The sequence below is a fragment of the Dietzia sp. SL131 genome, from assembly GCF_026672565.1.
GTDB lineage: Bacteria > Actinomycetota > Actinomycetes > Mycobacteriales > Mycobacteriaceae > Dietzia > Dietzia kunjamensis.
Window position 1 is genome coordinate 2,365,787 of record NZ_JAPPRI010000003.1, and the last position, 21,200, is coordinate 2,386,986.

At 69.7% G+C, this 21,200-nt stretch carries 22 protein-coding genes, 1 tRNA gene and 2 pseudogenes; 16 read left to right on the forward strand and 9 right to left on the reverse strand.

Features of this window, described 5'->3' with window-relative positions:
* Nucleotides 1–15: 15 nt before the first annotated feature.
* A complete protein-coding gene (locus OVA21_RS12025) occupies nucleotides 16–1,731 on the reverse strand; it encodes an HNH endonuclease (RefSeq protein ID WP_268092464.1) in 1,716 nt (571 codons plus the stop codon).
* Nucleotides 1,732–2,215: 484 nt separating this feature from the next.
* On the opposite strand from OVA21_RS12025, the gene OVA21_RS12030 reads away from it, so the two are divergent.
* The 5 genes from OVA21_RS12030 (at nucleotide 2,216) to OVA21_RS12050 (ending at nucleotide 8,629) form a co-directional block, all read left to right on the forward strand.
* Nucleotides 2,216–2,419, forward strand: coding sequence for a hypothetical protein (locus tag OVA21_RS12030; RefSeq protein WP_067716139.1), 204 nt, complete (start codon nucleotides 2,216–2,218; stop codon nucleotides 2,417–2,419).
* A gap of 231 nt (nucleotides 2,420–2,650) precedes the next feature.
* Nucleotides 2,651–3,703 (forward strand): TerC family protein, encoded by a 1,053-nt coding sequence (locus tag OVA21_RS12035; RefSeq protein ID WP_163377018.1) that lies wholly within the window; start codon nucleotides 2,651–2,653, stop codon nucleotides 3,701–3,703.
* Between the two features lie 184 nt (nucleotides 3,704–3,887).
* Nucleotides 3,888–6,698 carry an aconitate hydratase gene (locus OVA21_RS12040; protein ID WP_268092465.1) on the forward strand — a complete coding sequence of 937 codons (2,811 nt, stop codon included), beginning with the start codon at nucleotides 3,888–3,890 and terminating at the stop codon, nucleotides 6,696–6,698.
* A gap of 268 nt (nucleotides 6,699–6,966) precedes the next feature.
* Nucleotides 6,967–7,833: an enoyl-CoA hydratase-related protein gene (locus OVA21_RS12045; protein ID WP_268092466.1), complete on the forward strand. Its 867-nt coding sequence runs from the start codon at nucleotides 6,967–6,969 to the stop codon at nucleotides 7,831–7,833.
* Nucleotides 7,834–7,873: 40 nt separating this feature from the next.
* Entirely contained in the window at nucleotides 7,874–8,629 is a 756-nt protein-coding gene (locus tag OVA21_RS12050; RefSeq protein ID WP_268092467.1) for an SDR family NAD(P)-dependent oxidoreductase, read from the forward strand.
* A gap of 34 nt (nucleotides 8,630–8,663) precedes the next feature.
* Here OVA21_RS12050 and OVA21_RS12055 read toward each other — a convergent pair whose 3' ends face one another.
* Nucleotides 8,664–9,083, reverse strand: a complete 420-nt coding sequence (locus OVA21_RS12055) for a cupin domain-containing protein (RefSeq protein ID WP_268092468.1) — start codon at nucleotides 9,081–9,083, stop codon at nucleotides 8,664–8,666.
* Nucleotides 9,084–9,485: 402 nt separating this feature from the next.
* Here OVA21_RS12055 and OVA21_RS12060 point away from each other — a divergent pair, with 402 nt between their 5' ends.
* Complete coding sequence (locus OVA21_RS12060) at nucleotides 9,486–9,956, forward strand: hypothetical protein (RefSeq protein ID WP_119192784.1); 471 nt, start codon at nucleotides 9,486–9,488, stop codon at nucleotides 9,954–9,956.
* Nucleotides 9,957–10,005: 49 nt separating this feature from the next.
* On the opposite strand, the gene OVA21_RS12065 is transcribed toward OVA21_RS12060, so the two are convergent.
* The 4 genes and pseudogenes from OVA21_RS12065 to OVA21_RS12080 all read right to left on the reverse strand — a co-directional run bounded on the left by OVA21_RS12065 (nucleotide 10,006) and on the right by OVA21_RS12080 (nucleotide 12,785).
* Complete coding sequence (locus tag OVA21_RS12065; RefSeq protein WP_069390463.1) at nucleotides 10,006–10,431, reverse strand: organic hydroperoxide resistance protein; 426 nt, start codon at nucleotides 10,429–10,431, stop codon at nucleotides 10,006–10,008.
* A gap of 164 nt (nucleotides 10,432–10,595) precedes the next feature.
* Complete coding sequence (locus OVA21_RS12070) at nucleotides 10,596–11,237, reverse strand: hypothetical protein (protein WP_146776281.1); 642 nt, start codon at nucleotides 11,235–11,237, stop codon at nucleotides 10,596–10,598.
* A 106-nt stretch (nucleotides 11,238–11,343) separates the two neighbouring features.
* Nucleotides 11,344–12,481, reverse strand: a pseudogene (locus tag OVA21_RS12075) (RNA polymerase sigma factor).
* A gap of 13 nt (nucleotides 12,482–12,494) precedes the next feature.
* Entirely contained in the window at nucleotides 12,495–12,785 is a 291-nt protein-coding gene (locus OVA21_RS12080; protein WP_069388673.1) for a DUF3072 domain-containing protein, read from the reverse strand.
* Between the two features lie 155 nt (nucleotides 12,786–12,940).
* Here OVA21_RS12080 and OVA21_RS12085 point away from each other — a divergent pair, with 155 nt between their 5' ends.
* Nucleotides 12,941–13,333, forward strand: a complete 393-nt coding sequence (locus tag OVA21_RS12085) for a hypothetical protein (RefSeq protein ID WP_069388672.1) — start codon at nucleotides 12,941–12,943, stop codon at nucleotides 13,331–13,333.
* Nucleotides 13,330–14,070 (forward strand): RES domain-containing protein, encoded by a 741-nt coding sequence (locus OVA21_RS12090; RefSeq protein ID WP_119192785.1) that lies wholly within the window; start codon nucleotides 13,330–13,332, stop codon nucleotides 14,068–14,070. The genes OVA21_RS12085 and OVA21_RS12090 overlap by 4 nt, the downstream gene beginning before the upstream one ends.
* A 16-nt stretch (nucleotides 14,071–14,086) precedes the next feature.
* Here OVA21_RS12090 and OVA21_RS12095 read toward each other — a convergent pair whose 3' ends face one another.
* The 3 genes from OVA21_RS12095 to OVA21_RS12105 form a co-directional block, all read right to left on the reverse strand.
* Nucleotides 14,087–14,497 (reverse strand): YciI family protein, encoded by a 411-nt coding sequence (locus OVA21_RS12095; protein ID WP_119192786.1) that lies wholly within the window; start codon nucleotides 14,495–14,497, stop codon nucleotides 14,087–14,089.
* Nucleotides 14,498–14,616: 119 nt separating this feature from the next.
* On the reverse strand, nucleotides 14,617–15,582 hold the full coding sequence (locus tag OVA21_RS12100) for a hypothetical protein (protein WP_268092469.1): 966 nt from the start codon (nucleotides 15,580–15,582) through the stop codon (nucleotides 14,617–14,619).
* An 89-nt stretch (nucleotides 15,583–15,671) separates the two neighbouring features.
* A complete protein-coding gene (locus tag OVA21_RS12105) occupies nucleotides 15,672–16,187 on the reverse strand; it encodes an ArsI/CadI family heavy metal resistance metalloenzyme (protein ID WP_268092470.1) in 516 nt (171 codons plus the stop codon).
* 97 nt (nucleotides 16,188–16,284) lie between these two features.
* Between OVA21_RS12105 and OVA21_RS12110 the strand changes: the two genes are divergently transcribed.
* The 8 genes and pseudogenes from OVA21_RS12110 (at nucleotide 16,285) to OVA21_RS12145 (ending at nucleotide 21,112) form a co-directional block, all read left to right on the forward strand.
* Nucleotides 16,285–16,644: an Rv2640c family ArsR-like transcriptional regulator gene (locus OVA21_RS12110; protein WP_067716102.1), complete on the forward strand. Its 360-nt coding sequence runs from the start codon at nucleotides 16,285–16,287 to the stop codon at nucleotides 16,642–16,644.
* Nucleotides 16,645–16,720: 76 nt separating this feature from the next.
* The gene (locus OVA21_RS12115; RefSeq protein WP_200841543.1) at nucleotides 16,721–17,695 is read left to right on the forward strand and encodes a sigma-70 family RNA polymerase sigma factor; all 975 of its coding nucleotides are present in this window, start codon (nucleotides 16,721–16,723) and stop codon (nucleotides 17,693–17,695) included.
* A 174-nt stretch (nucleotides 17,696–17,869) separates the two neighbouring features.
* The gene (locus OVA21_RS12120) at nucleotides 17,870–18,439 is read left to right on the forward strand and encodes a dihydrofolate reductase family protein (protein WP_067716097.1); all 570 of its coding nucleotides are present in this window, start codon (nucleotides 17,870–17,872) and stop codon (nucleotides 18,437–18,439) included.
* 35 nt (nucleotides 18,440–18,474) lie between these two features.
* Nucleotides 18,475–18,549: pseudogene (locus OVA21_RS12125) on the forward strand (DUF4287 domain-containing protein); the annotation flags it as partial.
* An 88-nt stretch (nucleotides 18,550–18,637) separates the two neighbouring features.
* Nucleotides 18,638–18,766 (forward strand): hypothetical protein, encoded by a 129-nt coding sequence (locus tag OVA21_RS12130; RefSeq protein ID WP_256388222.1) that lies wholly within the window; start codon nucleotides 18,638–18,640, stop codon nucleotides 18,764–18,766.
* A 133-nt stretch (nucleotides 18,767–18,899) separates the two neighbouring features.
* Nucleotides 18,900–18,972: transfer RNA gene (locus OVA21_RS12135), tRNA-Gly, on the forward strand.
* A 125-nt stretch (nucleotides 18,973–19,097) separates the two neighbouring features.
* Nucleotides 19,098–19,982 carry a DUF1295 domain-containing protein gene (locus OVA21_RS12140; protein WP_268092471.1) on the forward strand — a complete coding sequence of 295 codons (885 nt, stop codon included), beginning with the start codon at nucleotides 19,098–19,100 and terminating at the stop codon, nucleotides 19,980–19,982.
* Nucleotides 19,979–21,112 (forward strand): FAD-dependent oxidoreductase, encoded by a 1,134-nt coding sequence (locus tag OVA21_RS12145; RefSeq protein WP_268092472.1) that lies wholly within the window; start codon nucleotides 19,979–19,981, stop codon nucleotides 21,110–21,112. Before OVA21_RS12140 ends, OVA21_RS12145 begins: the two co-directional genes overlap by 4 nt.
* The last annotated feature ends 88 nt before the right edge of the window (nucleotides 21,113–21,200 follow it).

Here is a 21,200-nt window from a genome sequence, read left to right on the forward strand (position 1 = left end):
AACTGCGCGGTCAGGTCAGAACGGTGGTGGGTCGATGAGTTCGTCGAGGCGTTCGTGGAGTAGGGCGCGGATGCCTTTTTCGATGTCGCTGTGGTGGGGTTTGTTGCGGGCCCACCAGCGGCTGGCGCTCTCGGGGGTGGCGCTGGCGGGGGTGGCTTTCTCGGGCGTGGTGTCGGTGGCCGCGCCGGTGCTGGAGCTGGCGGCGCCCGTGCCCGTGCCGGGCGCGGGTGGGGCGGGGTCAAAGGTGCGGGCGCGTTCGGCCTTGCGGCGTTCGGTGTTGCGGCGTTCGGTGCGGTGGCGCGCGGCGCGGCGCGACCAGAACGTCGGCTCGGCGTCGGCCTGCTCCTCACCGGTGGGCCCGGGGCTGCGGCGTTGCTGCCGGGTCCACGCCTCGGTCTCGGCGCGCGCCTGTTCACGCCGGTACTCGGCCAGGGGGCCGGAGGGCCGGGTGAGCATGGTCGAGCCGTCCGGGGCGCGCACAATCAGGGTGCCGTCGGGGTGCAGGTCGTAGATCCAGTCGGAGAAGGTCTTGAACCGGTGATGGCGTCGGCACATTGCGGCGAGGTTGCCCTCGATGGTGTGTCCGCCCCGCTGGGGGTCGGCGTGATCGAACGGCACCACATGATCCAGATCACAGGCCTCGGCCGGGATCGCACAGCCGGGGTGGCGGCAGGTGCCATCGCGTAGCCGGATCCGGCGCGCGAGTTCGGCGCTGGGCCGGTATTTCAGGGCGGCGCGGGCGTCGTCGGCGGCGCCGATGCGCGGGTCGATGGGTTCGAAGGTGGCTCCGTCGCTGGTGGCGAGCATGTCGAGCAGGGCCTGCAGGGCGGCCTGGCCGGTGCGGGTGAACTCCACCCGGGCACCGCCAGCGTCGCGGGCGGTGTTGCCGGTGGCGATGACGGTGACCTTCGGCCGCAACGCCACCCCGGCACCCGGCGCACCCGGCCGGCCGGGGCGGGCCGCGGTGCCGGCTAGGCCGGCATCGCCGCACACCAGAGACATCAGGGCGTCGGCGCGACGCTCGGCGATCGAGTAATCCTCGACCTCGACCTCGACCTCGCCAGCGCCGCCGGCGCCGCCGCCGGGGTCGGCGCCGGCGCCGGGGTTGGCGGTGTCGGCTTGGGCGTCGGCGTACTTGTGGTCTTTCACGCGTTGGTCGAGGGCCTCGGCCAGGACGGCCGCTTCCTCGGTGGCCAGGATCGCCGAGACGCTGGACATGCCATCGACGCCCTTGTGGAACCGCACCCCGCGGGTGCGGGCCGCTTCCTGACGGCGCAGGCGGATCCCGTTGGCGTCGTAGCGGGCGATGATCGCATCGACGTTGCCGCGGATGGCTTTCTCACCAAGGCGCACCCCGCCCTCGATCGCGGCGAGATACTCCTCGACGACCTGCCGCTGCACCGCCTCGAGCACATCGACGTGGACGGTGGCCATCTGCGAGGCCAGGATATTCGCAGCCTGCAGATCCAGCCGCCCCTGCGCCATCGCGGACAGGATCGCCGGATACCGCAGGTGCAGATCGAGGGCGAAGGTGATCATCCGCTCGGCCCGGCCCGTCGAGATCGCCATCGCCGACACCACGTACCCGGCCGCAACATCGATCGGATCGAGCACCGCATGACCGGGCCGACACTCACCGCCGCCCGCACCGGACTCCTCCCGGCGCTGGCATTCGACAAACAACTCGTAACAGACCACGAACCGGCGCGCCGCCGCACGATTCTCGCCCATCCACCCCTCCCGCGCCGCCGCCCGCAACCCCGACAGCGACACGGGCGCCGCGGAACCGGCGCCGCCACCAGACGGGGACGGGCCACCGGACGAGGGCGAGCCACCAGACGGGGACGGGCCACCGGTCGCGGCGTCTGCGTTCCCGCCCATGTGCCCCACCCCCTGCCCGTGCGCCGCCTACCCGGTATCGAATCTGTGTTCTACAGTACGCACACACATTCGAGTACGCAAGGGTTGAATCAGGACATTTCGCCACCCGAGGCCCAGCCCTCTTGACTGGCGCAGAAGCCCTCAACCAGCAAGGTGGACTCGTCGCAACAGGCCCCCTCCACGCCGCAAGATCCCCCCGAAGCATCGACCACAACAGGCTTTCGACCCGGGACGATGCCAGCGAGACGATCTTTCGTTGCCGCCGCCCCTGGCGCCGCTCGCGGGAGGCTGCTAGAGGTGGAGGCACACGCCCCTGCGCCAGGAGGAGGACGAGATGATCGCCGAGGACCGTATCGACCCGGACGAGTACACCCCGGGCCCGGATTCAGTCACCGCACCCGAGGAGTACGAGCCCGAGGTGACCGTCGAGGACCCCTTCCGCGAGGCAAATCCGGCCGACGTTGCCGAGCAGGCCATCGAGCTCCCCGCCGACGACGGCGACGGCGAAGCGGTGGGTGACGACGACGAGGTCGCCTGACCCTGCGCTCCGCGCCTGAGCCGGGCGCGGAGCGTGCCGAACCGGCAAGGGGTGCAGCCAAGGTGACGAATCCGCCGTTGCGCCGCCCTGCCGGTGCCGCTAACCTTGCAGCACCAGAAGGGGAGTATCCCTCACACGCGTCGTCGTCATTCCGGCCCTCGGGCCCGGCGGCGCGGGCCGACCAGGCCGGGAGAGACCTTCGATCACCCACTGATCGAAAGGTCCCCGATAATGCACACCCCTCTCTGGCTCTGGCTCGCGGTCATCGCCTTCATCGTCGTGATGCTGGCCATCGACCTCGTCGCCCACCGCAAAGCACATGTCATCGGCGTCAGGGAAGCCGCGGTGTGGTCTGCCGTCTGGATCGCCCTCGGCGTCGGCTTCGGCGCGATCGTCTGGGCGGTCTGGGGCGCGGACTTAGGCCAGCAGTACTTCGCCGGGTATCTCATAGAGAAGTCCCTGGCAGTGGACAATGTCTTCGTCTGGGCGATCATCTTCGCCCACTTCGCGGTGCCCGCCCAGTTCCAGCACCGGGTCCTGTTCCTCGGCGTCCTGGGCGCGCTGGTATTCCGCGGCATCTTCATCGCCGGCGGCGCGCTGCTCATCCAGAACTTCTCCTGGATCCTGTACATCTTCGCCGCATTCCTGCTGTACACGGGCTTTCGCATGATCCGCCAGCGCGACGAGCACCTCAACCCGGACCAGTCCCGCATTCTCGCGGCCTTCCGCCGGCTGGTGCCCATGACGGACACGTTCCACGGTCAGCGGCTGCTGGTCCGTAAGGGCGGGCTGATCATGGCCACTCCCCTGTTGGCTGTGCTGGTGCTGGTCGAGACGACCGATGTGGTCTTCGCCGTCGACTCCATTCCCGCCATCTTCGCGGTCACCGACGAGGTGTTCCTGGTCTTCACGGCCAACGCGTTCGCGATCCTGGGCCTGCGCGCGATGTACTTCCTGCTGGCGGATCTGGTCCACCGGTTCGTCTACCTCAAGATCGGGCTGGCACTGGTGCTGATGTGGGTCGGCGCGAAGATGCTGCTCAAGATCGACGTCTTCTACATTCCGACCCCCATCTCGCTGGCCGTGATCGCGACCATCCTCACCGTGTCGGTCGTGGCGAGCCTGCGGGCCACGCGTGGTCACGAGCGCCAGAGCCCGCCGACACCGGCCGAGCCTCCGTTCCGCATCGCCACCGCCGAGGAGGACGCGCAGCTCGAGCCGCTGTTCCGTCGCGGGCGGACGCGCGGCGTGTCAGAGGACTCCCCCGCCGCGACACCACGCTGACCGTTGCCGAAGAGCGTCCCGCGCACACCCCGCGACAAGCGGGTGCGCGGGACCCTCTCGAGCCCCAGCCCGGGTACGCGTGACGCCTTATAACTTCCGGTTTTCGGGAGTAGGGTCGGCAACAACGCCGGTGATCCTCGTCACTAGCACGGGCCGCACCGGCACCTCTACGAAAGGGCCGATCATGAGTGTCAACAGTTTCGGTTCGAGGGATTCGCTGGCAGTCGGGGGCGTAGACTACGAGGTCTACCGACTCGATCAGGTCTCCACCGCGGTCCCGCTCCCCTACAGCCTCAAGGTCCTGCTGGAGAATCTCCTGCGCAACGAGGACGGCCGCGTGGTGACGGCCGAGCAGGTCGAGGCACTGCGGGAGTGGACGCCCCAGTCCCCGCCGGAGCGGGAGATCCAGTACACGCCCGCCCGGGTGCTGATGCAGGACTTCACCGGGGTGCCGTGCGTGGTCGATCTGGTCGCGATGCGCGATGCGATCACCGACCTCGGCGGCGACCCCAAGAAGATCAATCCGCTCATCCCCGGCGAGCTCGTGATCGACCACTCGATCATCGCGGACGTCTTCGGTCGCCCGGATGCGTTCGAGGTCAATGCCGAGCTGGAGTTCGGCCGCAACCAGGAGCGCTACCAGCTGCTCCGGTGGGCACAGGAGTCGTTCGCCGACTTCGTGGTGGTCCCGCCGAACACCGGCATCTGCCATCAGGTCAACCTCGAATACCTGTCGCGGGTCGTCTTCACCCGCGAGGGGACCGACGGTATGACCCAGGCCTACCCGGACACCCTCGTCGGTACCGACTCCCACACGCCGATGGTCAACGGCCTCGGCGTGCTGGGCTGGGGCGTCGGCGGAATCGAGGCGGAGGCCGCGTTGCTCGGCCAGCCGATGAGCATGCTGATCCCGCAGGTCATCGGGCTCAAGCTGACCGGCGAGTTGCGGGAGGGCACCACGGCCACCGATCTCGTCCTCACCGTCGCGGAGCTGCTGCGCCAGACCGGCGTGGTGGGCAAGTTCGTGGAGTTCTTCGGCCCGGGCGTCGCGGCGGTCCCGCTGGCCAACCGGGCCACGCTGGGCAACATGAGCCCCGAGTTCGGTTCGACCTGCGCCATCTTCCCCGTGGACGACGAGACGCTGGACTACCTGCGGCTGACCGGTCGGTCTGAGCAGCAGATCGAGCTGGTCGAGGTCTATGCCAAGGAGCAGGGCCTGTGGCACGACCCGGACAACCCGGCCGAGTACAGCGAGGTCATCGAGCTGGACCTGGGGACGGTGGTGCCATCGATCGCCGGACCCAAGCGGCCGCAGGACCGCATCGCGCTGGGTGATGCGCCGGCCGTGGTGCTGGGCAATCTCGACGAGGAGAAGAACCGGTCGGAGAAGGACGACGGGAGTCTGGATGACGCCTCGGCGGACTCCTTCCCCGCCAGCGACCCGGTCTCCCCCGGTTCCACTACGGCGAAGAACGAACCTCCCCGCCACTACTCCGAGGAGCAGCTGACCGCCAACGCCGAGCTCGGGTGGCCGAGCGATCCGGCGGAGATCATGATCGACGGCGACGAGTCGCCTGTGATCTTCGACCACGGGGACGTGGTCATCGCGGCGATCACCTCGTGCACCAACACGTCCAACCCCTCGGTGATGATCGGTGCGGCGCTGCTGGCCAAGAAGGCCGTGGAGCGGGGTCTGAAGCCCAAGCCGTGGGTCAAGACGACATTGGCCCCCGGGTCGAGGGTCGTGACGGACTACTACGACCGGTCCGGCCTCACCCCGTACCTGGAGGAGCTCGGGTTCGATCTGGTCGGCTACGGCTGCACGACGTGTATCGGCAACTCCGGGCCGCTGACCCCGGCGGTGAGCAAGGCGGTCAATGACAAGGACCTCAACGTCGCCGCGGTCCTGTCGGGCAACCGCAACTTCGAGGGCCGCATCCACCCGGAGGTCAAGATGAACTTCCTGGCGTCTCCGCCGCTGGTCATCGCCTACGCACTGGCCGGGACGATGCGCAAGAACCTGCTCGAGGACCCGCTCGGAACGGGCTCGGACGGCGAGCCGGTCTACCTCCGTGATGTGTGGCCCAGCTCGGCGGAGATCAAGGAGGTCGTGGACGCCAATCTCGAGGCCGACATGTTCACCAAGGGTTACGCCGACGTCTTCGACGGGGACGACAACTGGCGCGGCATGGACGTGCCGGGGGGTGACAAGTTCGACTGGATCGAGGACTCCACCTACATCCGCCGGCCGCCGTACTTCGACGGAATGGCGGTCGAGCCCGAGCCGATGCGGGACATCACCGACGCCCGCGTCCTGGCGCTGCTGGGCGATTCTGTGACCACGGACCACATCTCACCGGCCGGGGCGATCAAGCCCAGTTCGCCCGCGGGCGAGTACCTGCAGCAGCAGGGGGTCGAGCCGGCGGACTTCAATTCGTACGGGTCGAGGCGCGGCAACCACGAGGTGATGATCCGTGGCACGTTCGCCAACGTCCGGCTGCGGAATCTGTTGGCGCCCGGCACCGAGGGCGGGGTCACCACCCACTTCCCCAGCGGTGAGCAGACCAGCATCTATGACGCCTCGAACCGCTACGCCGAGGAAGGCGTGCCGTTGGTGGTGATCGCCGGCGCCGAGTACGGGTCCGGGTCGTCGCGGGACTGGGCGGCCAAGGGGACGTCCCTGCTCGGGGTCCGGGCGGTGATCGCGCAGTCGTACGAGCGGATCCACCGCTCAAACCTCATCGGGATGGGTGTCCTGCCCCTGCAGTTCCCCGAGGGCGAGTCCGCCGAGAGTCTCGGCCTCAAGGGCGACGAGGTGTTCTCCATCACCGGGCTCGAGGGCCGGGACGACGTTCCGGACGAGGTGACGGTCCGGGCCGGCGAGGGCGACTCGGCGGTCGAGTTCACGGCGAAGGTCCGCATCGACACCCCGGCGGAGGAGGCGTACTACGAGCACGGCGGCATCCTGCCGTACATGCTCCGCCAGATGCTCTGACCCCACGCGCCACCCCACGCCCCGCGACCCAGCCCACCGTCGCGAAGAGCGTTCCGCGCACGTTCTGCGAGAGTCAGGTGCGCGGAACGCTCTTCGCGTTGGGGCCGCCCCGGCACCGGAGGTCTCGACGACAACGACGACGACGACGAGGTTGGCGACCGCCGACGACCCGCAGTTGCGGAGAGAGCCGAACCGGCCCACGCCGCCCGCGACAAGATGTGGTCGATCCGGCCAGCGCCGCTGCTCGGCGCAGGTAACGTCCGATCTCATGCAGCCCTCGCCGGATCAGGCTTCCGAGAACCCGCCCGACCAGCCCGAGGTCATCCTCGATCGCCACGGCGAGATCGCCGTGATCCGACTCAACCGCCCGGCCAGGCTCAACGCGGCGACCTACGAGAACCTGACGGACATCATCACCGCGTTGGACAACTGCGATGCGGACGACGATGTGCGTGCTGTGGTCCTCACCGGCACGGGCCGGGCGTTCTGCGCGGGGGCCGATATCTCGGGCGGGGGCGACACGTTCGCGGCTGATCCCGATGTCGACACCGGCGAGGCCCCGCCGGACACCGGCGGTCAGGTCGCGCTGCGCATCTCCCGCATGACCAAGCCGGTCATCTCGGCGATCAACGGGTCGGCCGCGGGGGTCGGGGTGACCATGACCCTGCCGACGGACGTACGCATCGCCGCGGACACCGCCAAGTTCGGGTTCGTGTTCACGCGCCGAGGCCTGGTCCCGGAGGCGTGCTCGACGTGGTTCCTGCCCCGCATCGTGGGGATCTCCACCGCGATCGAATGGGCTGTGGGCGGCAAAACGATCCTCGCCGCCGAGGCCTTGGAGAAAGGGCTGGTGAGCGAGGTGCTGCCCGCCGATGAGGTTCTCCCGCGCGCCATCGAGGTCGCGCGCGAGATGACGCGGGGCACGTCGCCGGTGTCGGCCGCACTGACCCGCCAGCTGCTGTGGCGCATGCTCGGCGCGCCCGGTCCGGAGGTCGCCCACCGCGCCGAGTCGATCGGCATCTACACCCGTGGTGAGTCCGCCGATGTGCGCGCCGGCGTCACCGCGTTCCTCGCCAAAGAGCAGCCGGAGTTCCCGGACCGCGTGTCCGACGGCCTGCCCGACCTCTTCTCCTGACCCCGGCCGCTCTCGGGCCCACAACCGATAGGACCCCACCATGACTGCTGACGACCTCACGGGTCGCGTCGCGATCGTCACCGGATCGACGGCCGGACTCGGTGCCAGGTTCGCGCACGTACTCGCAGGCGCGGGCGCGACTGTGGTCGTCACCGGGAGGCGGGCCGAGCGGATCCGGGAGGTCGTCGAGTCCATCGGCCGGAGCGGGGGCAAGGCACACGGCGTCCGGCTCGACGTCACCGATCCCGCCTCGATCGAGGATTGCCTCACCGAAGTCACCGAGCAGATCGGCCTCCCGCAGATCCTCGTCAACAACGCCGGCATCCCGGACGCGCAGCGTGCGCACAAGATGTCGTTGGAGCTGGTCGACGCCGTGCTGGACACCAATGTCCGTGGCCCGTGGCTCATGGCGACCGGTGTGGCGCGCCGCCTGATCGAGGCCGGGGTGCCGGGCCGGATCGTCAACATCACGTCGATGAGCGCCTACCAGTACGACGGCAACGGCGCGGCGCTCTACTCGACCACCAAGGCAGCGGTCAGTCGGATGACGGAGACCCTCGCCGTGGAGTGGTCGCGCAGGTTCATCAACGTCAATGCGATCGCCCCGGGGGTCTTCGCCTCGGAGATGACCGACGGCATGCTCTCCCGCGTGGGCGACATCGCGCCCGGGCTCCCCCGTCAGCGCCTCGGCCAGCCCGAGCAGATCGATTCGACGCTGCTCTACCTGGTGTCCGACGCGTCGGAGGCGGTCACCGGGACCGTCATCAAGATCGACGACGGGCAGCTCCCCCGCTGACCCCCGCTGACCCCTCAGCCGACGAGCAGGCCGCTCACGCCTCACACTTCGTCAGGTCCGTCTCGAGGAGCTCCTTGCCGACCGGGGTCACGTAGGTCGCCATCAGAACCACGTCCTCCGTACCGTGATTCCGGCTTTCATAGATCGAGCCCGCTTCCTCGATGTTCGAGTCCCCGACGCGGTAGATGCGGGAGCCGCCGGGGTGGCGATCGGAGTAGTGCGTGAGTTCGCCTTGCTTGACGACGGCGATCAGGGATCCGTGGTGGCAGTGTTCGCCGGTGCTCGCCCCGGGCTCGATCGTGATCTCGCGGAAGGTCACCGAGACGCCGTCCTCGCCGCCGTCGACCTGTAGGTCGACGGGGCGGGCCTGTCGGCCCTGCACGATGTCGACGGCCAGGAAGGGCTGCGACCCCGCGATCGTCGAGGCGGGCAGGAGCGGCTCGGTCGGGTTCACGGTCCTCACCTCGGGCGACTCCGCCGTCGGATCGTCCGGACTGCACGCGGCCGTGGCGAGGACGCAGACACCGGTGAGTATCGAGATGCACGATCTGGTCAGTCTGTGGGGCATACCTACTGATCCCTGAGTCTGCTCGGACCGAAGGGGGCTCCGGTCGGCTACCTGAACGTTATCAGCGAACGGCATCGAGATTCGGCGCTCCATCGTTCTTCTGCCGTGTGTGTCCGGCGCGGCGCTGACCATGCCGGCCTGTGGAGGGACGACGACAACGGGACGACGACGACGGGGACGACGACGAGTGCAACCCCTCATCGAAGCGCCGCCGCCTCGCGGAAGGCCGAACCGGTCGCGCGACCCCGCTGCTAGCGTGGGGCCTCTCTCACCCACCCAGGAGTTGCCGTGCCCCTGCCCCATTTCGCGTGTCGTCGTCTCGGCCTCGCGGTCGCCCTGGCCGGCGCGGTGAGCGCGCTCGGCACCGCCACCGCTGCCGCCGACCCGGACGCCGCGGGACTGCCCGCCGCGGCGCCTCCAATGCCCCGCGGGATGCCGCAGGTCGTCAGCGACGTGCTCGGGCCGGAGGACCCGGCGTTCTGGAACCCGGCGATCCCGGGGACGAGGGTCCTGACCCCGCTCGAGACGCGCGCCGAGGTGATCTGTGCGACGGGTTTCGTGCCGGTCATCTCGTGTTCGACCATCAACAGGTGGGACTTCGACTCGAGGCAGCGTTCGCTGGAGTTCGTGGACGTGCCCGTGATCGGTGGGCCGCCTCTACGGGTGTGGTTCGACGTGCCCCGCCTGGGCGACGGGTCCACGCGCGAGCCGGTGAACCGCGCCGTGACCTGGTGGCTGACGGATCGCACGCTCTCGTAGCCCGTTCACCTAGCCCACGCCCCGAGCGGCGCACTGTCGGGGCCGGGCCTCAGTCCTCGCCGACCGAGACGGTCACCTCGATGTTGCCCCGCGTGGCCCGGGAGTACGGGCACAGCTCGTGGGCCAGCTTCGCGAGTTCGTCGGCCTGCTCGGCCTCGACGTCGGGGATGATGACCTCGAGGTCCACGGCGATGTCGATGCTCTCCTCGCCCGAGCGCACCAGTGACACCCGCGCGCCCACGGACGAGCCGTTGATCGTGACCTTCTTCGCCCGCGCCGCGCTCTGCAGGGCGGAGTGGAAGCAGGCGGCGAACCCGGCGGCGAACAGCTGCTCGGGATTGTTGCCCTCGCCCGAGCCGCCGAGTTCCTTCGGCGGGGCCATCTCCAGGTCCACGGCCTTGTCGGCGGTGGCGACGTGCCCGTCCCGGCCTCCGCCGGTGGAGAGGGCTTCGACGGTGTAGAGCGCATCGGACATTCGGGAATCTCCTCGGTCGGGGGCGTGTAGGTGTGGCCCAACGTACGCGGCGGCCGCGAGCGCTGCCGCCTGACCGCCGGGGGTTAGGCGAGTGGCCAGGCCGGCGATCAGGAGGGATTCGGAGCCACCTCCGCCGCGGACGTGTGCCCGCGCGGCCTCACCGATCAGAGCTCAGCCGCGGCCGCGTACATGGCCGCGAGTTCCCGCAGGGTGGCGTGGTCCTGTCCGAGCAACCCCATGGGTGAGCGGCGGTCCGGCAGCGAGTCGGCCGGCGCTGTCCACCACGCGGTGGCGGCCTCGGGGTAGTGGCCGGCGTCGAGCATCCGGTTGATCATGGCGACGATGTTGTCCGGGTCGCGCGGGTCGAAGTGGTCGAGCTGGAACCGCGGGTAGACCCAGCGTCGGTCGCCGCGGAGCACGATGAGCCGGCCGTCCCTCGCGAAGGTCCGCAGCGCATCTGCGGGTGTGGAGCCGGGGACCACGCCCCGCTCGATGAGGATCTCGCATGCCTCGGTGGAGCAGGCGTGGGGTACCTGCAGCACGGCGCTGTGCACTGCGGAGGCGATCATCGCCCGACGGGCGGCAGCGGCGGGGTCGGCGGGCGGCCAGAACGGATCCCCTATCGGGAAGCGCGCTGCCCGGAGGGCTCCGTCGACCTGGTCGGCCACCCTGGCGAACGTCCTGCGCCGCCTCAATTCCCGCAGCATGACCTCGGTGAGGTGTCGGTCGTCGAGATCCCGCAGGGCACGCTCCGCGGTGTCCTCGGACACGGATCTCCGTGACGCCGTCCGGTTCTGAAGAGTCATCGCGGGCACCTCGCCTTCTCCAGCGAATTCTAGGCCGCGCGGTCGCCCGCAGCGAGGGGCTGGGCCGACTCGAAACATGCTGGAAACGTGGCCGCCGGTACGGGTCTCAGGACTCCGCCCGCCGCAGCTCGGCTGCCTTGCGGGCCAGGTACCGGCGCTCGGCCACCGACGTCGCCTCGGTGGCGGCGCGGCCGTAGAGCCCGGCGGCCCCGCCGGTGTCCCCCGCCAGTTCGTGGAGGTACGCCTGCGCGGCGGTGCGCCGGGGCAGCGACTCCGGCAGGTCGACCAGCGCCGCCAGGCCGGCGTGCGGGCCGACGGCGTGGCCCACCGCGACGGCCCGCCCGAGCCGCGCCGCGGGGTTGTCGCGCAGAGCGGCGATCGCGGCCTGCGCCTGGCACTCCCCCAGCTGGTCGCGTGCGAGCGCTGCCTGCAGGATCGCGACACCTTCCGCGATCGCTCGCGCGTCCCATCGGGTGCGGTCCTGCTCGGCGAGGGGGATGAGCTCGTCGTCGTCGCCGTCGCCGTCGTCGCCGTCGTCGTCGTCGTTGCTGTCACGGCCGGCCCCGCCGCCCCTGAACCGCGCGGCGCGGCGCGCGTGGTGCAGCAGCATCAACGCGAGCAGGCCCCGCACCTCGGGGTGGTCGATGGCCGCCGACAGGTGCCGGGTCAGGCGCAGGGCCTCCTCGGCGAGGTCGACCTCGCCGGTGTAGCCCTCGTTGAACACCAGGTACAGCACCCGCAGCACGGTGGCCACGTCGCCGGGCCGGTCGAGGCGCTCGCCGGCGATGGTGCGTTTGGCGCGGCTGATTCGCTGCGCCATGGTCGCCTCGGGCACGAGGAACGCCCGCGCGATCTGGCGGGTGGTCAGCCCACCCACCGCGCGGAGGGTCAGCGCGATCGCCGACGGCATCGGCAGCGACGGGTGGGCGCACAGGAAGTAGAGCCAGAGGGTGTCGTCACCGGGGTCCGGAGGCACGAGCAACGACGACGACAACGAGCACAGCCCTTGTTCCTCCGCAGCCCGCTGCTCACGACGCCGACGGGCGCCCTCGGAGCGGACGATGTCGAGGAATCTGCGCCAGGCCACGGCGGTCAGCCAGGCGCGGCGGGTCGTCCGGCCAGACGCGCAGCGCCTCCATGAGCGCCTCCTGGACGGCGTCCTCGGCCGTGGCGAAGTCGGCTCCGCGGCGGATGAGGATGCCGATGACCTGCGGCGTCAGCGTCCGGAGGTCGGGGGCGGTCATGGCACCGGTGCGTCTAGGCGTGGCCGGTGCGCGGGCTGTTCTTCTGCAGGCGGTCGATGTGCTCGGAGGCCTCGGCCTTGGTCAGCGTCGTCGGGAGTTCCTCACCGGCCTCGCGGGCGAGGGTGTCGAGGTAGCTCTTCTGCGCCTCCGTCATGGGCTCGTCGCCGGTGACCCAGTCGTCGGGGTCACGCTGCACCGAGCTGCCGTCGGCGGTCCGGCCCTCGGGGACGGGCGAACCGAGGGTCTCCTCTGCGCGGTTCTGGTTCTCGTCGGGCATCGGGGTGGTCGCGTCCGGGTTGGTCATGCCCGCACGGTACGCCCGCGCTCCCGGTCGAACCACCGGCCAGTGCGGGGTGCCCGACGCCACAATGGGGATGGTCACTGGGACCTGCTGGGGATACGATGTGGGAAACAAGGTGGGATTCAGCAGTGACAGCCCACACGTCAGGGAGCATCACGATGGCGATACTTCATCGGCGGCCGGATCTCGCCGCGTACGAAGAGGCGAACCGGATGACGAACGCCGAACTCGTCGGTGCACTCCGGCCACTCCTGGGTGATCGGTTGGTCGCCTACTTGGGGCAGGTCAAAGAAACCCGTGCGGTACGGGGATGGGCCGACGGCACCCGACAGATCGCCGGGCCGGAAACCGTGGAACGGCTTCGAATCGCCTACCGGATCGCTCGAATGATCTGCGAGCGCGATTCCCCGGCGGTCGCCCAGGCGTGGATGCAAGGACTCAATCCGCTTCTCGATGACAGGGCCCCGGCTCTGCTGCTCCGCGATGGTGACGTCGGAGAAACCGGCCCGATGGTGCTCGCCGCCGCGCGTCAATTCGTATCGGTCGGATGAGCCGCGAGACCGTAGTCCGTACCGACGCCGGCGACATAGTCGTCCGGAGACACACAGCCATAACAGTTCACCGCGTGGGATTCGCTCCCACACCGTGGCAGTGGACCGATTGGGCTTACGCCGAGGACGGCCGATTCGATGGACGGTGGGACGACCCCGGAGGCTCCTGGCGGACCCTCTACGTGGGCGAGACCCGGCTCGCCTGCCTTCTGGAGCTCCTCGCGAGATTCAGGCCCAGCTCGCGGGTGTCCGACGACCTCGCGGAGATAGAAGTCGACGGGGAAGACGAATTTCCGACCATCGAGGCGGGCACGATTCCACCCGACTGGTGCGAGGTGCGATGCAGTGGAACAGCGATGATGTCAGGCAGCTTTGCCGTTCCTGGTGATCACCGCTCGCTGGCCGCTCTGCGAGCAAGGTTTAGAATGACCGCCCTCGGACTCGGGCTCGACGACCTCGATGCTGCGGCGATCAGGGACGCGAGACCCCGCACCCTCACACGGGGAATCGCCTCCTGGCTCCACGGGGTCACAGACGTAGACGACGTCCCACTCGACGGAATCGAATTCGCCTCCCGACACGGGGACGACCTCACCTTGTGGGCGATCTTCGAACGCTCCCGAGATGGGGACGTGTCGGCCATCCTGGCGCCGCGCTTCGACAACGCGGGTCTCGGAACGGGTGACGCAGACCTCAACCGCGCGATGGAGTTGCTCGGCCTGCGCTGGGCCGACTGAGGCGGACCGGCCGCGGTCAGTCCTCGATCTCCGTGGGAGCGGTGAGCAGGGGCCGCAGTTCGAGCCACTCGCGGATCGGTTCGCCGCCCGGGCCCGGCGCCGCGGACAGCTCGGACGCGAGCGCCAGGGCCCGGTCGTAGTCGGCCACATCGATGATCATCCAGCCGGCGATCAGGTCCTTGGTCTCAGCGAACGGGCCGTCGGTCAGCGGCGGGCGGCCCTCGCCGTCGTACCGCACCCACGTCCCCGACTCCGACAGTGCGTGGGAGTCCACGTACTCCCCGGAGTCCCGCAGCCGGTTCGCGAAGTCCTCCATGTACTGGAAGTGGGCGGCGGCGTCCTCGGAGTCCCATTCGCCGAGCGGCGGGTAGGTGGGCTCCTCCGGAGCGGAGCCGCGGTAGTGCTTGAGCAACAGGTACTTGGCCATGACTGAACCTCCTCGTGCTGTGCGACCCAGTGTGGTCGCTTCACTGGGGAGACGGAACAGTTCGCGGGTTCTCGACATCGAGGCCGGAGGCGATCGGCGCGGGCTCGCGGGCTCGGGAATTACCAGGCCCCGTCTTCCACGGTGTCTCCCGAGGGGTGCTTGAGTTTCACGATGCTCTCGGGCGGCACCGGGGGATGCGCGTCCTCGTCGCCGCCCAGCGCCTGTCCGACGGACTTGACGCGCTTGAGCGCCTTGGCAGGGGCGAGATCGTCGCGATCAGCTTCGAAGTAGTCGAACCAGGGCAGACCTGCCTCGGTGTAGGCGTCTCGGTCGACGGGCGTCGCAGGCGGCACCTCCCCCGTGATCTCCGTCCACTGCGCTGCCGAGCAAAGGTGCACGAAGACCCGCCCGGACCTGGACACGTCGTAGTCGCCCAGATCGCGGTCGTCCTCGTAGACCTCCTGGCGCATCCGACCACCGGCCCCGAGCCCCATGGCCGGTGCACTCTCTGTCAGCGGCATGCCGCTGTAGCAAATCAAGTCGTCGTCGTACGACTGTCCCCAGTTCTCGAGCGCGGCGGTCGTCAGGCCGACTGCGCGCAACTGCACGCCACCGTGCTCCTCGCGGCCAGTCACCTGTCCCTCCACCGTCGCCCCCAGGCCCAAGGGGACTGCGACGAACTGGCGGATGAACCCGTCGCCGGCGTTGATCCCGTCCAGCCAGGGCTGATCCGGCAACGACGTATAGTTCTGCGGGTCTTGCGACAGGGACTCGTCCCACTCCTCGCCGCTGATGGCGCACACCTTGCCGATGCCCACCTGCAGCGCAGCCGGCTCGCTGCTGTCCAGCGAGATCCACATGGCCTCACGCTGGTAGACGGGGAGCATGACGCCGCCGCGGGCCAGCCACTCCGCCGGGGCGGTGTCAGGGTAATCTTGAACCCTCCGGATCGGGAACAACCCGAAACCCGGCGGCAGGGGATGAAGCCCGTCCTCGGGGATACGCAAGGTGCGCTGGAACCCGATCCGTACGGGACCGATGTGCAGCTCTTTTCCGACCACTCGGACGTCGAACGCCTCAGACATGATGGCCTCCTTCGATGGACCACCCCAGTTGTATCGCGCGGGTCCGACAAGAACGTTGAAGAAGGTGATCGGCGCTGCCCGGTCTGCGGTCAGCAGCAGGAGCTGTTGACGGCCTCCGCTGGCGCCTGGGCGCCCGGCTCGGTGGAAGCGGCTGCCGTGCCGCAGCACACGCCGCCGTCGGGGTCGACCGGATCGGCACCGGCCGGGCCGTCGAGGTGCTGGGGACTCGTGCCGAAGGTCTCGGAGTCGGCGAGGACGGTGTAGACCTCCCACTTCTCCCCCGCCGGCCCGGTGACCCACACCTTGTCCTGGGTGGCGAAGCAGCAGGTGGTGCCGATCTCCTCGTCCGTGAACAGCCCCTCGTTGGTCAGGCGCGCGATCTCGGCGTGGACCTTCTCCGAGGACTCGACCTCCACCCCGAGGTGGTTGATCGAGCCACCCTTGCCGGGGTTCTCGAGCAGGACGAGCTTGAGCGGCGGTTCGGTGACCGCGAAGTTGGCGTAGCCGGGCTTGAGCTTGGCCGGCTGGACCCCGAAGAGCTTGGAGTAGAACGTGACGGCCTCGTCCAGGCGGTCGACGTTGAGGGCGAGTTGAACACGGGACATGGCGGCCTCCACCTGTGTGACATATATCGAATCGGTTTGCTCCACCAGAATGCTCCTGCTCTTCGATATATGTCAAGAGGGTCGCTACACTCTGTTCATGCCCAAAGCGCTCCCCGTGATCGACGTCAGCGGGCCGATCTGCTGCGACTCGGTGTCGGCCGCCCCCATGAACGATGCCGCCGCCCTCGAATTGGCTCTGCGCCTCAAGGCCCTCGCCGACCCGGTCCGCCTCAAGCTGGTGTCGATCCTGCTCACCGACAACGGCGACGGCGTGTGCACCTGCGATCTGGCGACGGGTGTCGATCTGGCCGAATCCACCGTCAGCTACCACCTCGGGCAGCTGCGCAAGACCGGCATGGTCGTCTCCGAACGTCGCGGCATGAACGTCTACTACCGGGCGCGCGCCGAGTCCCTCGACGCCCTGCGAGGGGTGCTCGACCCGAACTGCTGCCGCTGACCGCCCGGCAGGCTGACCAGTCAGTCGAGGCGTAAACCACCCCACGACCGCCGCGCCACGGCGGAGACTGAGCTCCGTGCACACGATCGAGGCAGAGGACTACCGGCGCGAGATCCTCGGCTACTGCTACCGCTACTTCGGCTGCTTCGCCGAGGCCGAGGACGCGACCCAGGAGACCATGCTCCGCGCGTGGAAAGCCCGGGACGGCGCCGGGTTCCAGGGCCGATCGTCCCTGCGTACGTGGCTGTACTCGATCGCCACCAACGTCTGCCTCGACATGACGCGGGCTCCACAGCGCAGGGCCCTGCCCACGGACCTCACCGAACCCGGCGCAGTGCCCGACGACCCCACGATGTTGGCGACCCTGCCCGAGGTCACCTGGATCGGCCCGGCGAGCGACGCACACCTCGGGATTGATCCTTCTGCCACCGCAGTCGTGCGCGAGTCCGTCCGGCTCGCCTTTGTCGCCGCCCTCCAGCACCTGCCGCCCCGGCAGCGGGTCGTGCTGCTTCTGCGCGACGTCCTCGACCACTCGGCCGCGGAATGCGCCGACCTGCTCGGCATGACCCTCCCGTCCGTCAACTCCGCACTCGCCCGTGCCCGGAAGACCCTGTCCCGGCACGAGATCGCGCTCCCCCACCCGACGGAGAACACCTCGTCGTCGTCGCCCCGCCCCGACCCGCACGTCGACGCGGGCCTGCTCGAGCAGTACGTCGCGGCGTTCGAGGCCTACGACGTCGACCGGCTGGTCACACTCCTGACCGACGACGCCGAGTTCTCCATGCCGCCGTTCGAACTCTGGCTGCGCGGCTCGGCCGAGATCGAACGGTGGTGGCGCGGTCCTGGCGAGGTCTGCCGCAACGCGCGCACCATCACCACCTCCGCCAACGGCCGACCAGCCGTCGCGGTCTATCACGCGGCCGGCGACCAGCGTTGGGAGCCGTTCGCGATCCACGTCCTCGACTCCGACGCCGGCCGCATCTCGGCCATCACCCACTTCATCGGCGCGCACCACTTCTCCGAGTTCGGCCTCCCCGCACGGTTGCCGTAGGCGTGGAAACCGGTGCCCCGACCCCGCCGGCCTGCAGACGACCGGCGCGGCAAGGAAATCCCCCCGGCACCGATCAGTTTCGCCGCCCCGTCCCGTCTACCCCTGTGAAGGCAACTCCCCCGGGCCACGGGCACCCGCTCGACCGGCCACCGAAACCCCGCAGGAGGGATCATCATGAGCCGCAAGATCACCGCGCACATGTTCTCCACGCTCAACGGCGTGTCCGAGCACGCGGAGCGCTGGCAGTTCGACGCGTTCGGCCCCGACGAGATGCAGTCCATGCAGCAGATGACCGCCTCCACCACGGACCTGGTGCTGGGCCGCACGCTCTGGCAGGAATGGTCCGGGTTCTGGCCCACCTACGCCGACGACCCGTTCGCCCAGTGGGTCAACCCGGTCCGCAAGCACGTGCTCACCTCGACGCTGACCGGGGACCTGCCGTGGAACAGCACGATCGTCTCCGGCGACCCGGCGGAGTACCTCGAGCAGTTGCGCACACAGCCCGGCGGCGATATCGCCGTGGGCGGCGGGATCGAGACGACCCGACGACTGGTCCTGGCCGGGCTGGTCGACGAGCTCACCCTGACCATCCACCCGGTGATCACCGGTGACGGTCGCAGGCTCTTCGACGACTCCGTACCCACCACGCGGCTGCAGCTTCGAAGCTCCACCCAGACCCCGGCGGGCAACATCGTCGCCACCTACTCCGTCCGCCCGGAAACCCCGGACACCCCGGCCGCCTGACCGACCGGCCGCCACCCACCAGCAAGGAGAACCCGATGTCATTCCAGGCCTACCTCGACACGATCGAGACCAGGACCGGACTCACTCCCCGGCAACTGGTCGATGCCGCCACCGCGAAGGGCTTCGGCCCCGGGACCAAGGCCGGTCCGATCCTCGCGTGGCTCCAAGGAGGACTACGACCTGGGTCGGGGACACGGGATGGCCCTGGTCCATGTCATCACCACGGGTCCGAAGATCGATCCGAAGCACGTGGGGGAGGGCGGTGCGCACTCCGACGCCTCCGACACGCTGTGGCTCGACGGGGCGGCCACCAACCCCGACAGGTGACGGGCGACTGGCTTGTGCCAGGGCCGGCGGGCGACGCGAGCGCCCGAGGGGTACCTCCCCGACGAGCTCCCGGAGGGATGGTCTAGAGTTCTTTCTCGCAACGCGGTGAGCGAGAGCGAGCCTGCGAAGCGATGCGGATGTGGCGCAGCTGGTAGCGCATCACCTTGCCAAGGTGAGGGTCGCGAGTTCGAATCTCGTCATCCGCTCTCTCGGAAGTGACGACGACGAGGTCGTTCATTTCCCTCTGGACGCACACGCGCCGGGATAGACCGAACCGGCCACATTCGCAGTTACCTCAACCAACAGCCGGACGCCGCTCTACCCTCCTGACATGAGTCGAGGCGCGTCCCTCCTGCGAATCACCGTCGGGTACGTCATCGCCATCGCCGCCGGGTTGGCGTGGCTGGTGTGGGGTCCGGACACCGGGCAGTTGTGGCTGGACGGGCTGATCGCGGACATCGTCGCGACGCTGGTCATCTTCGGGTTCAGCCGCATCTTCGGGAACTCCAGCACGTACGACGCCTACTGGTCGGTCATCCCGCCGCTCCTGGCGTTCTACTGGTGGGTCGCCGCCGATGCCGGCGTGAACGACGTCCGCTGGTGGCTCATGATGGCGGTGCTGGTGGCGTGGGCGATCCGCCTCACCGCCAACTGGGTCCGCACCTTCCCAGGGATGCATCACGAGGACTGGCGCTACCCGCTGGTCCGCGAGCGGGCCGGGAAGTTCGGCCTCGTCGCCGACCTCATGGGGATCCACGTATTCCCCACCCTGGTGGTGTTCGCGGGCCTCATTCCCGTCTACGTGGTGGCCACGCGCGCGGGGCAGCCACTCGGCTGGTTGGACATCGTCGCGTTCGCCGTCGGCATCGCCGCACTGGCCCTGGAGACGATCGCCGACCTGCAGATGCACCGCTTCCTCGCCACCCGCACGCCGGGCCAGGTCATGCAGACCGGGGTGTGGTCGTGGTCGCGACACCCGAACTACGTCGGCGAGTGCGGCATCTGGCTGTCGATGGCCCTGTTCGGCCTGGCCGCCTGGCCCGGCGCGTGGTGGGTGTTCGTCGGCGCCGCCGCGATGCTCGCCATGTTCCTGGGCGTGAGCATCCCGATGATGGAGCGCCGCAGCCTCGAACGCCGCCCCGAGTACGACGACGTCGTGCAGCGCGTGTCCCGGTTCCTCCCGCGACCGCCCAGGAAGGCCACCGCCCGCGTATGACCCGCCCCCGCGTCGTGATCGTCGGGCTCGGCGACGCGGGCGTCCTCACCGCCATCGCGCTGCACCGGTATGCCGACGTCGTGGGAATCACCGCCACGCCGGAGTTCGTCAGCGGCCAGGAGCTCGGCCTGCGCCTGGCCCGGCCGGAGGCGTGGGAGCGGGACTACCGCATCGCCTACCGCCGATTCCGCGGCCTCGACCGCACTCGCATCGTGCACGGCACCGCGACCGGCCTGGACACCCGCGAGCGGCTCGTGCGTGTCACCCTCGCGGACGGCACAGCGGGCGACAGCACAGTGGCCGAGGAACCGTACGACGTCGTCGTCGTGGCCACCGGGGTGACCAACGGTTTCTGGCGCCACCCCACCCTCCGGGGCGCGGCGAACGTCGACGCCGAGCTCGCCTCGCCGCACCAGCGCCTCGCGGCGGCCGGGTCGGTGGCGGTGATCGGCGGGGGCGCGGCGGCGGTGAGTGCGGCCGCGCAGGTCGCCGAGCGGTGGCCGGACACGGCCGTGGACCTCTACTTCCCCGGCGAGCCCGCGCTGCCCCATCACCACCATCGCGTCTGGCTGCGCGTGCGGTCCCGCCTCGAATGCCTCGGCGTGGGCCTGCACCCCGGGCACCGTGCGGACCTGCCTCCCGACCACGACACCCGCCACCTCACCGGCGGGCCCGTCACCTGGACCACGGGGCAACCGCCGGCCGGCGCCGACGTGGTGATCTGGGCGATCGGCCGCGTCACCCCCAACACGGCGTGGCTGCCCGGCGGGATGCTCGACGACCGCGGATTCGTCGCCGTGGAGCCGTCACTGCAGGTCACCGGGTATCCGGGGGTGTTCGCGGTCGGGGATGTCGCGGCCACCGACCCGCTGCGCACCTCCGCCCGCAACCGCGGACACGTCCTGCTCGCGCGCAACCTCCGGGCGCATCTCGCCGGCCGACCGCTACGCGCCTACCGCCCGCCGCCGCGCCGATGGGGTTCGGTGCTCGGTCCGCTGCGCGACGGCCTCATCGTGTTCACGCCCGCCGGCCGGGGCGTGCGCGTGCCCGCGCGGGTCAACGACGTCGTGCTCCAGCGCCTCATCACCCGCCAGGGGATCTACGGCGGGGTGCGGCGCCGGCCGCGGTGACGCCGGCGCTCAGGTGGTCCGGTCGGGCCGGGCGGGTCGGTCACCGCCCCGATGGGTGACGAGTCCGACGACGACGAGGAGGACTGCA